General features: G+C 68.5%; 10 protein-coding genes and 1 pseudogene. All 11 read left to right on the top strand.

Annotated elements, in window-relative coordinates; all coding sequences use genetic code 11:
- Positions 1 to 406 precede the first annotated feature (406 nt).
- The gene (gene pyrR / locus NM2_RS34965) at positions 407 to 1111 is read left to right on the top strand and encodes a bifunctional pyr operon transcriptional regulator/uracil phosphoribosyltransferase PyrR (protein ID WP_084531877.1); all 705 of its coding nucleotides are present in this window, start codon (positions 407 to 409) and stop codon (positions 1109 to 1111) included.
- A gap of 34 nt (positions 1112 to 1145) precedes the next feature.
- Entirely contained in the window at positions 1146 to 2108 is a 963-nt protein-coding gene (locus NM2_RS34960) for an aspartate carbamoyltransferase catalytic subunit (protein WP_067678007.1), read from the top strand.
- 76 nt (positions 2109 to 2184) lie between these two features.
- Positions 2185 to 3501, top strand: coding sequence for a dihydroorotase (locus NM2_RS34955; protein ID WP_067678004.1), 1317 nt, complete (start codon positions 2185 to 2187; stop codon positions 3499 to 3501).
- A complete protein-coding gene (locus tag NM2_RS34950) occupies positions 3501 to 4010 on the top strand; it encodes a PH-like domain-containing protein (RefSeq protein WP_067678001.1) in 510 nt (169 codons plus the stop codon). The genes NM2_RS34955 and NM2_RS34950 overlap by 1 nt, the downstream gene beginning before the upstream one ends.
- A gap of 14 nt (positions 4011 to 4024) precedes the next feature.
- Positions 4025 to 5125 (top strand): glutamine-hydrolyzing carbamoyl-phosphate synthase small subunit, encoded by a 1101-nt coding sequence (gene carA / locus NM2_RS34945; protein ID WP_157121507.1) that lies wholly within the window; start codon positions 4025 to 4027, stop codon positions 5123 to 5125.
- A pseudogene (carB, locus tag NM2_RS34940) lies at positions 5125 to 8457 on the top strand (carbamoyl-phosphate synthase large subunit); the annotation flags it as partial. The gene carA and the pseudogene carB, both read left to right, overlap by 1 nt.
- Before the next feature lie 106 nt (positions 8458 to 8563).
- A complete protein-coding gene (locus NM2_RS34935) occupies positions 8564 to 8875 on the top strand; it encodes a hypothetical protein (protein WP_157121505.1) in 312 nt (103 codons plus the stop codon).
- Positions 8872 to 9696 carry an orotidine-5'-phosphate decarboxylase gene (pyrF, locus tag NM2_RS34930; RefSeq protein WP_084531875.1) on the top strand — a complete coding sequence of 275 codons (825 nt, stop codon included), beginning with the start codon at positions 8872 to 8874 and terminating at the stop codon, positions 9694 to 9696. Before NM2_RS34935 ends, pyrF begins: the two co-directional genes overlap by 4 nt.
- 616 nt (positions 9697 to 10312) lie before the next feature.
- Positions 10313 to 10633, top strand: coding sequence for an integration host factor, actinobacterial type (gene mihF / locus NM2_RS34925; protein WP_040824977.1), 321 nt, complete (start codon positions 10313 to 10315; stop codon positions 10631 to 10633).
- A 7-nt stretch (positions 10634 to 10640) separates the two neighbouring features.
- Positions 10641 to 11222, top strand: a complete 582-nt coding sequence (gmk, locus tag NM2_RS34920) for a guanylate kinase (protein ID WP_067677993.1) — start codon at positions 10641 to 10643, stop codon at positions 11220 to 11222.
- Positions 11223 to 11291: 69 nt separating this feature from the next.
- On the top strand, positions 11292 to 11567 hold the full coding sequence (rpoZ, locus tag NM2_RS34915) for a DNA-directed RNA polymerase subunit omega (protein WP_025350704.1): 276 nt from the start codon (positions 11292 to 11294) through the stop codon (positions 11565 to 11567).
- The last annotated feature ends 12 nt before the right edge of the window (positions 11568 to 11579 follow it).

Raw genomic sequence — 11579 nt, 5'->3', positions numbered from 1 at the left:
ACCTCTTGACATAAAGGGGAGCCATTGCCGATCTCGCGCCAGTCCGGGCTTCGGCTTTCGATGGTCGGCGACGGGCGAGATCCCCACCGGACCTCGTGACCGGACGTGTGAGGTTGCTCCCAACGCGAAGCGCGGAGGCGGCCATCGGGCGGATTCATTCGCACGCGTGATAACAGCAAATTTGCCTGACGATGACGACAGGGTGTGTGACCGCCGAGGCGAAGCCGCTGGTCGCGGCGTTGTGCCATATCGGGCCGGTGGGACGCGCCACACTGCCGGACCGGCGGTGCCGGCCATCGATTGCCCGAGGGGTGCGGTGTGGGTGCGGACCCGCCGCACTGCTAAGCTCGTCACCCGAAAGACATCCTTTAACGGACCGTCCCGTGAGGCGGGGAAGGAGGTCGGCATGGCTGTGCCCGAAGGTCGCGGCAGCCGCGTCAGGCCCGGCGGCGAGCGTAACCACGCAGGGCCCGCGGATGCCGCCGGTGAACACAGCTCGGCCAGGTCGAACGCTGCCGAGTATTCGCAGCGGCACGATCCCGAGTGGGTTCAGGCCGGGCGTGAGTTGCTGTCCGCCCAGGATGTCGGCCGGACCATCGCGCGAATGGCCCATCAGATCATCGAGAAGACCGCACTGGATTCCGCCGACACGACGTTGCCGCGGGTTGTCCTGATCGGAATTCCCACCCGCGGAACCACTCTCGCCGAACGGCTCACCGAACGCATCGAGGAGTTCTCCGGTGTGCGTCCCGCGCTCGGCTCGCTGGACATCACGCTCTACCGCGACGATCTGCGCAACCGCCCGCACCGGCCGCTCGAACGCACCTCGGTCCCCGAGGGCGGCATCGACGACGCGCTCGTGGTCCTGGTCGACGACGTGCTGTTCTCCGGCCGCAGCGTGCGCTCGGCCCTGGACGGCCTGCGCGATCTGGGCCGCCCCCGCGCGGTGCAGCTGGCGGTGCTGATCGACCGCGGCCATCGCGAACTACCCATCCGCGCGGACTACGTGGGCAAGAACGTGCCCACCTCGCGCAGTGAGGACATCTCGGTGCTGTTGACCGAATACGACGGCCGGGACGGCGTCTACCTGCATCAGGAGGTTCAGGCGTGAGGACGCATCCCGACCGGGTTCGCGGGGGGCGATCGTGAAGCATCTGCTGTCGGTGACCGATCTGGACCGCGGCGCGGCCACCGAACTACTGGACGACGCCCAGCGTTTCGAGCAGGCGCTGCTCGGGCGCGAGGTGCGCAAACTGCCGACACTGCGTGGCCGCACGGTGATGACGGTCTTCTTCGAGAACTCCACCCGCACCCGGGTGTCGTTCGAGGTGGCGGGGAAGTGGATGAGCGCCGACGTGATCAACGTCAGTGCGTCGAGTTCCTCGGTCTCCAAGGGGGAATCGCTGCGCGACACCGCGCTGACCCTGCACGCCGCGGGCGCGGACGCGCTGATCGTCCGGCATCCGGCCTCGGGCGCGGCACATCAGATCGCCCGCTGGTTCGGCGAGATGGACAGCGGCGCAGGCGGATTCGCGGGGCCGGGTCCGGCGGTGATCAATGCCGGGGACGGCACGCACGAACATCCGACCCAGGCCCTGCTGGACGCGCTGACCCTGCGCCAGCGCCTCGGCTCGCTCGACGGCAAGCGCGTGGTGATCGTCGGCGACATCCTGCACAGCCGGGTCGCCCGCTCGAACGCGCTGCTGCTGAACATCCTCGGCGCGGAGGTGGTGCTGGTCGCGCCGCGCACGCTGCTGCCGGTCGGCGTGGCGCAGTGGCCGGTGCGCATCTCGCATTCCCTCGACGCCGAACTGCCCGGCGCGGACGCGGTGATGATGCTGCGGGTACAGGCCGAACGGATGAACGGCGGGTTCTTCCCGTCCGCGCGTGAGTATTCGGTGAACTACGGGCTGAACGAGCGACGCATGGCGCTGCTGGACGAGAACGCGGTGGTCCTGCACCCCGGCCCGATGCTGCGCGGCATGGAAATCGCGCCGCAGGTGGCGGATTCGCCGAAAGCCGCTGTGCTGCAACAGGTCACCAATGGCGTGCACATGCGCATGGCGGTGCTGTTCCGCCTGCTGGTCGGTGCGGGGGAGCCCGCATGAGCCGCCGGACGGACACCGAGCGCACCGCGGCCCGCGATGGCCGGACGCCGGTGCGCGGCGAAGAGATAGGAATCCGATGAACGACGTCCTGATCCGGAACGTGCGCCTCTACGGTGCGGGCGACGAGGTCGACGTGCGCCTGGGCGAGGGCGAGATCCGGGAGATCGGCCCCGCGCTCGACGCCGGTGACGCCGAGGTCGTGGACGGCGCGGGCAAGTTCCTGCTGCCCGGCTTCGTGGATCTGCACACGCATCTGCGCGAACCGGGCCGCGAGGACACCGAGACCATCGAATCCGGTTCCGCCGCAGCCGCTCTGGGCGGTTACACCGCGGTCTTCGCGATGGCCAACACGACTCCGGTCGCGGATTCGGTCGTGGTCACCGACCACGTGTGGCGACGCGGGCGGGAGATCGGCCTGGTGGACGTGCATCCGGTCGGCGCGGTGACCGTGGGCCTGGCGGGCAAGCAGCTCGCCGAGATGGGCACCATGGCCGCCGGTGAGGCGCGGGTGCGGATGTTCTCCGACGACGGCCACTGTGTCTACGACCCGCTGATCATGCGCCGGGCACTGGAATACGCGAACTCGCTCGGCGTCCTGATCGCCCAGCACGCCGAGGAGCCCAGGCTCACCGAGGGGGCGGTAGCGCACGAGGGCCCCAACGCCGCCCGGCTCGGCCTGGCCGGATGGCCGCGCGCGGCCGAGGAGTCGATCGTGGCCCGAGACGCGCTGCTGGCCCGCGACGCCGATGCCCGCGTGCACATCTGCCACGCGTCCACCTCCGGCACCGTCGAACTGGTGAAATGGGCCAAGGGGCAGGGGATTTCGATCACCGCCGAGGTGACTCCGCATCATCTGCTGCTGGACGATTCGCGCCTGGAGACCTACGACGCGGTCAACAAGGTCAATCCGCCGCTGCGCGAGGCATCCGATGCGCAGGCTCTGCGCCGCGCCCTCGCCGAGGGCGTGATCGACTGTGTGGCGACAGATCACGCGCCACACGCCGAACAGGACAAGTGCTGCGAATTCGCCGCCGCCCGCCCCGGCATGCTGGGACTCGAGACCGCGCTGTCGGTCATCGTGCAGACCATGGTCGCGCCGGGCCTGCTCGACTGGCGCGGGGTGGCCCAGGTGATGAGCGAGAATCCGGCGCGGATCGCCGGTCTGGACGATCAGGGCCGTCCGCTCGCGGTGGGCGAACCGGCGAATCTGGTGCTGGTCGACCCTGATGCGACCTGGACGGTGCGCGGGAGTGAGCTCGCGAGCATCTCCGAGAACACGCCCTTCGAGGCGATGACCCTGCCCGCGCGGGTGAGCGCCACCTTCCTGCGCGGCCGGATCACCGCTCGCGAGGGCAAACCGGAACCGCGCGACGAGACCACGGGAGCGTTCTGATGGAGCGGACACTGCAGGTCGTCCTGCTACTCGTGCTGTTCTGCCTGGTCCTGTGGCTGATGTACCGGGCATGGCAGAAGAAAGCCCGGCGCCAAGCCGAGGCGGTCGGCGAGCTGCCGCCGGTGCCCGCCGAACTGGGTGCGCAACTGCTGGAACCGACGACGGGCCTGTACACCGGTACGACCCTCGCGCCCAGCTGGCAGAACCGGATCGCGGTGGGCGATCTGGGTTTCCGGGCCGCGGCGGAGCTGACCCGCTTCGAACGCGGCATCCTGCTCGAACGCGACGGTGCCGACGTGCTCTGGATTCCGCAGGAATCCATCACCGCGGTGCGCACCGAACGCGGTCATGCGGGCAAAGTGATGACACAAGATGGTGTGCTGGTAATTCGCTGGAAGCTGCCGACGGGAACCGAGGTGGACACCGGTTTCCGCGGCGACGACAAGACGGTGTACCCGGCGTGGGTCGCCGCGGCGGCCAGCACGAAGACGGGAGAAGAGACGACGTGACCGGGCAGAGCGCGATGATGGTGCTCGAGGACGGGCGGGTCTTCCGCGGCTCGTCCTTCGGCGCCGAGGGGCAGACCCTGGGTGAGGCGGTGTTCTGCACCGCGATGACGGGTTATCAGGAGACGCTGACCGATCCGAGCTACCACCGTCAGATCGTGGTGGCCACGGCCCCGCAGATCGGCAACACCGGCTGGAACGACGAGGACGACGAGTCCAAGCGGATCTGGGTGGCCGGATACGCGGTGCGCGATCCCGCGCGACGCGCCTCGAACTGGCGCGCCAGCACCACGCTGCAGGACGAACTGGTCCGCCAGGACGTGGTCGGCATCGCCGGGATCGACACCCGGGCACTGGTGCGGCACCTGCGCACGCGCGGTTCGATGAAGGCCGGGATCTTCTCCGGCGAGGCCGCGGCGGCGCCGGTGGACGAGCTGCTCGCCCGCGTCAACGATCAGCCCTCGATGCTTGGCGCGGATCTGGCCGAGCAGGTCAGCACCGATCGGCTGTACACGATCGAGCCGACCGGCGAGCGCCGATTCACCGTCGTCGCAGTCGATCTCGGCATCAAGACCAACACCCCGCGGATGTTCGCCGAGCGGGGTATGCGGGTGCACGTGGTGCCCTCGAACGTCACGCTGGATCAGATAAAGGAGCTGAATCCGAACGGGGTGTTCCTGTCCAACGGCCCCGGCGACCCGGCCACCCAGGATGCCGCGGTCGCGCTCACCGAAGGCATTCTGGGCGAAGGACTTCCGCTGTTCGGCATCTGCTTCGGCAACCAGATCCTCGGGCGCGCACTGGGTTTGAAAACCTACAAGATGAAGTTCGGGCACCGCGGCGTCAACGTGCCGATCGTGGATCACGCGACGGGACAGATCTCGATCACCGCGCAGAACCACGGATTCGCGCTCGAGGGCGAGGCCGGGCAGCGCTTCGACACCCCGTTCGGCACGGCCGAGGTGAGCCACACCTGCGCCAACGACGGCACGGTGGAGGGCGTGCGGCTGGTGGACGGCCGCGCCTTCTCGGTGCAGTACCACCCCGAGGCCGCCGCCGGTCCGCACGACGCCGCATATCTCTTCGACCGTTTCGCCGGTCTGATGGAAGGAGCCTGATGCCTCGCCGCGAGGATCTACGCCACATCCTGGTGATCGGCTCGGGCCCGATCGTGATCGGCCAGGCCTGCGAATTCGACTACTCCGGCACCCAGGCGTGCCGGGTGCTGCGGTCCGAGGGACTGCGGGTGTCGCTGGTGAACTCGAACCCCGCCACAATCATGACCGACCCGGAATTCGCCGACTCCACCTACGTCGAGCCGATCACGCCGGAATTCGTCGAGAAGGTCATCGACAAGGAACGTCCCGACGCGATCCTGGCCACACTGGGTGGCCAGACCGCGCTCAATACCGCTGTGGCCCTGCACGAACGGGGCGTGCTGGCCAAGTACGGCGTGGAGATGATCGGCGCGGACTTCGACGCCATCCAGCGCGGCGAGGACCGGCAGAAGTTCAAGGACATCGTCGCGAAGGTCGGCGGCGAGAGCGCCCGCTCCAGGGTCTGCTACACCATGGACGAGGTTCGCGAAACCGTTGCCGAGCTCGGTTTTCCGGTGGTCGTGCGCCCGTCGTTCACCATGGGCGGGCTCGGTTCGGGCATGGCCTACAACGACGACGATCTGGACCGCATCGCCGGTGGCGGCCTGGCCGCATCGCCGACGGCCAACGTGCTGATCGAGGAATCCATCCTGGGCTGGAAGGAATTCGAGCTCGAGCTGATGCGCGACCGCCGCGACAATGTGGTGATCGTCTGCTCGATCGAGAACGTCGACCCGATGGGCGTGCACACCGGCGACTCCATGACCGTCGCCCCGGCCATGACCCTCACCGACCGCGAATACCAGAAGATGCGCGATCTGGGCATCGCGATCCTGCGCGAGGTCGGCGTCGACACCGGCGGCTGCAACATCCAGTTCGCGGTGGACCCGGCCGACGGGCGTCTGATCGTCATCGAGATGAACCCGCGCGTCTCGCGTTCGTCCGCATTGGCTTCCAAGGCAACGGGTTTCCCGATCGCGAAGATCGCCGCGAAGCTCGCGATCGGCTATTCGCTCGACGAGATCGTCAACGACATCACCAAGGAGACGCCGGCCTGTTTCGAGCCCACGCTCGACTACGTGGTCGTGAAGGCGCCGCGGTTCGCGTTCGAGAAGTTCCCGGGTGCGGACCCGACGCTGACCACGACCATGAAGTCGGTCGGCGAGGCGATGTCCCTGGGCCGCAACTTCTCCGAGGCGCTGGGCAAGGTGCTGCGCTCGCTGGAGACCAAGGCCACGGGCTTCTGGACGCAGGGCGATGGCGAGTGGACCGATGTGCAGGCGATCCTGGACGATCTGCGGGTTCCCACCGAGGGCCGGATCTACCAGGTCGAGCGGGCTTTGCGCCTGGGCGCGAGCATCGAGGACGTCGCCGCGGCCTCGGGTGTCGACCCGTGGTTCGTGGCCGAGGTCGCGGGCCTGGTCGAGCTGCGCCGGGAGATCATCGACGCGCCCGTCCTGGACGAGCCGCTGCTGCGCACCGCCAAGCACTACGGCCTGTCCGATCGCCAGATCGCCGCGCTGCGACCCGAACTCGCGGGCGAGGGCGGTGTGCGGGAGTTGCGTCACCGGCTGGGCATCCGCCCGGTGTTCAAGACGGTGGACACCTGCGCCGCCGAATTCGAGGCGAAGACCCCGTACCACTACTCGGCGTACGAGCTGGATCCGGCCGCGGAGTCCGAGGTGGCTCCACAGCGCGAGCGCGAGAAGGTCATCATCCTGGGTTCGGGCCCGAACCGCATCGGCCAGGGCATCGAATTCGACTACTCGTGTGTGCATGCGGCGCAGACGCTTTCGGCCGCCGGATTCGAGACCATCATGGTCAACTGCAACCCGGAGACGGTCTCGACCGACTACGACACCGCCGACCGCCTGTACTTCGAGCCGCTCACCTTCGAGGACGTGCTCGAGGTGTATCACGCGGAGTCCGAGTCGGGCACCGTGGCCGGTGTGATCTGCCAGCTGGGCGGGCAGACCCCGCTGGGCCTGGCGCAGCGGCTGACCGATGCGGGCGTTCCCGTGGTCGGCACCTCGGCCGCGGCCATCGACCTGGCCGAGGATCGCGGTGAGTTCGGCGAGGTGCTGACCGCGGCCGGGCTGCCCGCGCCCAAGTACGGCACCGCGACCACCTTCCCACAGGCGAAGAAGATCGCCGCGGAGATCGGCTATCCGGTGCTGGTGCGTCCCTCGTACGTGCTGGGCGGGCGCGGCATGGAGATCGTCTACGACGAGAAGTCCTTGGCGGACTACATCTCTCGCGCCACCGAGATCACCCCGGATCATCCGGTGCTGGTCGACCGGTTCCTGGAGGACGCCATCGAGATCGACGTCGACGCCCTGTGCGACGGCGAGGAGGTCTACCTCGGCGGGGTCATGGAACATATCGAGGAGGCCGGTATCCACTCCGGTGACTCGGCGTGCGCACTGCCGCCGATCACGTTGGGCCGCAGCGATATCGAGGCAGTTCGCCGCTCGACCGCCGCGCTCGCCAAGGGGATCGGCGTGCGGGGTCTGCTGAACGTGCAGTACGCGCTCAAGGACGATGTGCTGTACGTGCTCGAGGCCAATCCGCGGGCCAGCCGAACCGTGCCGTTCGTGTCCAAGGCCACCGCCGTCCCGCTGGCCAAGGCCGCGGCGCGAATCGCGTTGGGGGCCACCATCGCCGGGCTGCGCAAGGAGGGGCTGCTGCCCGCGGAGGGTGACGGCGGTTACGCTCCGATCGAGGCCCCGGTCGCGGTCAAGGAGGCGGTCCTGCCCTTCCACCGGTTCCGTCGCCCGGACGGCACCGGCATCGATTCGCTGCTCTCGCCGGAGATGAAGTCCACCGGTGAAGTCATGGGCATCGACGCGGATTTCGGCACCGCGTTCGCCAAATCGCAGAGCGCGGCCTACGGTTCGCTGCCCACCGAGGGGACCGCGTTCGTCTCGATCGCCAACCGCGACAAGCGCGCGATGGTGTTCCCGGTCAAGCGCCTGCACGACTTGGGGTTCCGCATCCTGGCCACCGAGGGCACCGCGGAGATGTTGCGGCGCAACGGAATTCCTTGCGAGCGCGTGCGCAAGCAGTCCGATCCGGCGCTCGGCGGCGGGGCGGATGCGAGCGCCGGGGACCTCGCCGGGCCGTCCATCGTCGACCAGATCAAGGACGGCGAGATCGATATAGTGTTCAACACCCCGTACGGTAATTCCGGACCTCGAGTGGACGGCTACGAGATCCGCACCGCCGCCGTGGGCGCGAACATCCCGTGTATCACGACGGTGCAAGGTGCGGCCGCTGCCGTCCAGGGCATCGAGGCGACAATCAATGGAGGGATCGGAGTGCGGTCCCTCCAGGAGCTGCACGCCGTCCTGAGGGCCGGTACGAGTGGCCGACCCGAAGGCGGTAACGAGCGTGATCATCACGCATCCGTGAACGCCGCGATCTAGTACAGCTGAGAGAGGAACGAAGACGGTGGGAGCCATGGGTTTTGGTGCGGGACCCCGGCCGGGAACGCCGCGTCGGCGGCGGACCGGTCTCGGCGAGGTACGGGTGCCGGGTGGTGATATCCGGGTGATGCGCAACGTCGGCGGGTACAGCACCGTCGGCTTCCGCGCCAACCCGCCGATCGATCGCACCCGGGCGCCGGAGCCTGGGGAGCAGTCGGATTTCGAGCGTGAGCTCGAGGCCATCGACCGCGAGCTGGCCGCCGCGGAACGCGATCTGGCCGTCGACGGGAGGCTGGCGGATTCGCGCGAGCCCGCCGCGGCCGGATCGGCGGCGGAGCCGCGGTGAATCCGTTCGGTGTCCGGCTCCGCGATGCGATGGGTCGGCACGGCCCGGTGTGCGTCGGCATCGACCCGCATCCGCAACTGCTGCGCGCCTGGGAGCTCCCCGAGAACGTCGAGGGGCTCAAACGATTCGCCGACGCTTGCGTGGACGCCTTCGCCGGTCGGGTCGCGCTGGTGAAGCCGCAGGTGGCGTTCTTCGAAAGTTACGGCTCGGGCGGCATCGTCGTGCTGGAGGACACCATCGCGGCTCTGCGCGAGGCGGGCACGCTGGTGCTCGCCGACGCCAAACGCGGCGATATCGGCTCGACCATGGCCGCCTACGCGCAGGCATGGCTGGCGGACGGACCGCTGGGGTGTGACGCGCTCACCGTCTCGCCCTATCTCGGTTTCGGCTCGCTGACGCCGGCCCTCGAGCTGGCCGCGGCGAACGGCCGCGGGGTGTTCGTGCTCGCGGCGACGTCCAATCCCGAAGGCGCGCAAGTGCAGCGCGCGCAGGCGGCCGAGGGGCGCGACGTTGCCCAGACCATGGTCGACGAGGTCGCGGCGCACAACGCGGGCGCGGAATTCGGTTCGGTCGGCGTGGTGATCGGGGCGACGCTCGCCGAGGCGCCCGACCCGAGCCGCCTCAACGGCCCGATCCTGATGCCCGGTGTCGGTGCGCAGGGCGGGGGAGCGGATTCGATCCGCGCCCTGGTACCCGCGCAGAGCCTGCGGGCCGTGGTGCCCAACGTCTCGCGGGAGGTGCTGGGCGAGGGGCCGTCGGTGGCCGCCCTGCGCACCCGGGTGACCCAGCTGGCGGACGAATTCGCTTTCCTGCAGACCTGAAGCCGGTGCGGCGGTGAGTCCGCCGTGACGGCCGGACCGGTCGCCCCAGTTGACGGGGGCGACCGGTCCGTTTTTCGTTACGGGCACGCTGCGCGTTCGGATCCGGTGGATGGCCGAGGATTCATCGCGATGAGTTTTACGCCGTCAGGGAGGCGTTTGGACGGTGCTGTGGGGGCGTTGCGCGATAATCCGGTCCTGCCCGTCGTCGGTGCGGGCGCAATGCGTCGGGCAGAAGCTCGCTCGATGGCCTGCTGCGCTGGCCGCGGAGCGCGACACGCTGGGCAAAAATGTGCGACACGCGGATAAATTCCAGAAAATTCCTGGTCGGGCGATAACGGCACGGTTACGAGTTGGCGGGTCGGTTCATCCGGTACCGCGAGTACCCCGTATCCGGTGAGGAATATGCTGGTCAGAGGGCTGTTCGCAATTTTCGCACAGGCCTCGCCGAGATCGTCCGGGATCATCGCCGAACGGCGTGCGCGCGCCTGGGCGACCGCCCGAATCACCCGCTGACCTGGGGGGTGGGTTCGCAATCGGCAGGCCGCGTGGGTACGGTCGCTGAGACCGCCGGGTTACCGGGGGTAGATCATGCAATGAACGATGAGACGGAGGAACCGTGGCCCTTCCCCAGCTGACTGACGAGCAGCGCGCCGCTGCTTTGGAGAAGGCGGCTGCCGCTCGCCGCGCTCGGGCAGAGCTCAAGGAGCGCCTGAAGCGTGGCGGCACCGACCTGAAGACGGTCCTGAAGGATGCCGAGACCGATGAGGTCCTGGGCAAGATGAAGGTGTCCGCACTGCTGGAGGCCCTGCCGAAGGTTGGCAAGGTCAAGGCGGCGGAAATCATGACCGAACTGGAGATCGCCCCGACCCGCCGCTTGCGTGGCCTGGGCGACCGTCAGCGCAAGGCGCTGCTGGCGAAGTTCGACTTCGAAGCCTGATCCGAGGGTGGTCGAACACACGAAGACGGGTCGGCTGGTCGTACTGGTCGGCCCCTCGGCCGTCGGGAAGTCCACTGTGGTCCGCTGTGTCCGCGAGCGGCTGCCGGAATTGGTATTCAGTGTGTCGGCCACCACCCGGGCCCCGCGGCCCGGGGAGGTCGACGGCCGCGACTACCGGTTCGTGACCAGGGCCGAATTCGACACCATGATCGAGAAGGGGGAGATGCTCGAGTGGGCCGATATCCACGGCGGCCTGCAGCGGTCCGGGACACCGGCCGCACCGGTCCGGACGGCGCTGGCCGCCGGGAAACCGGTTCTCGTGGAGGTGGACCTCGCGGGGGCGCGCTCGATTCGCGCCGCGATGCCGCAGGCCCTGCTGGTATTTCTGGCCCCGCCCAGCTGGGAGGAGCTCGTCGCCCGGCTGACCTCGCGCGGCACCGAATCGCCCGAGGTGATCGAACGCCGATTGCTGACCGCGAAGACCGAACTCGCGGCATGTGACGAGTTCGACACAGTGATCGTGAACGACGAGGTGACTGCTGCCTGTGAGCAGTTGGTATCGTTGTTCGTTAGCACAAATTCGCGATAGAGCGCGCCCGTCGTCCGGGCGACGGCTCTGTCTCCCAGACCACTACACAGACCCGCAGGAGCCTCACCAGTGAGCGACACCAAGACCGTGCCCGCGTACGACACCCCGGTCGGCCTCACCAACCCGCCGATCGACGAGCTGCTCGAGCGCACGTCGTCCAAGTATGCGCTGGTCATCTACGCGGCCAAGCGGGCGCGCCAGATCAACGACTACTACAACCAGCTCGGCGACGGGATCCTCGAGTACGTCGGTCCCCTGGTCGAGCCGGGCCTGCAGGAGAAGCCGCTGTCGGTGGCCATGCGGGAGATCCATTCCGACCTGCTCGAACACACCGAAGGCGAGTGAGCGAGCGCCGCG

The sequence above is a fragment of the Nocardia miyunensis NBRC 108239 genome (assembly GCF_001613065.1).
In the GTDB taxonomy this organism is placed as follows: domain Bacteria; phylum Actinomycetota; class Actinomycetes; order Mycobacteriales; family Mycobacteriaceae; genus Nocardia; species Nocardia miyunensis.
This window is presented reverse-complemented; position numbering and strand designations above follow the sequence as displayed.

Bases quoted from the DNA above. Each gene is read 5' to 3' on its own strand.
- NM2_RS34950 (WP_067678001.1), top strand. From the start codon at position 3,501: ATGGAGCGGACACTGCAGGTCGTCCTGCTACTCGTGCTGTTCTGCCTG.
- NM2_RS34955 (WP_067678004.1), top strand. From the start codon at position 2,185: ATGAACGACGTCCTGATCCGGAACGTGCGCCTCTACGGTGCGGGCGAC.
- NM2_RS34935 (WP_157121505.1), top strand. From the start codon at position 8,564: ATGGGTTTTGGTGCGGGACCCCGGCCGGGAACGCCGCGTCGGCGGCGG.
- carA (WP_157121507.1), top strand. From the start codon at position 4,025: ATGATGGTGCTCGAGGACGGGCGGGTCTTCCGCGGCTCGTCCTTCGGC.
- pyrR (WP_084531877.1), top strand. From the start codon at position 407: ATGGCTGTGCCCGAAGGTCGCGGCAGCCGCGTCAGGCCCGGCGGCGAG.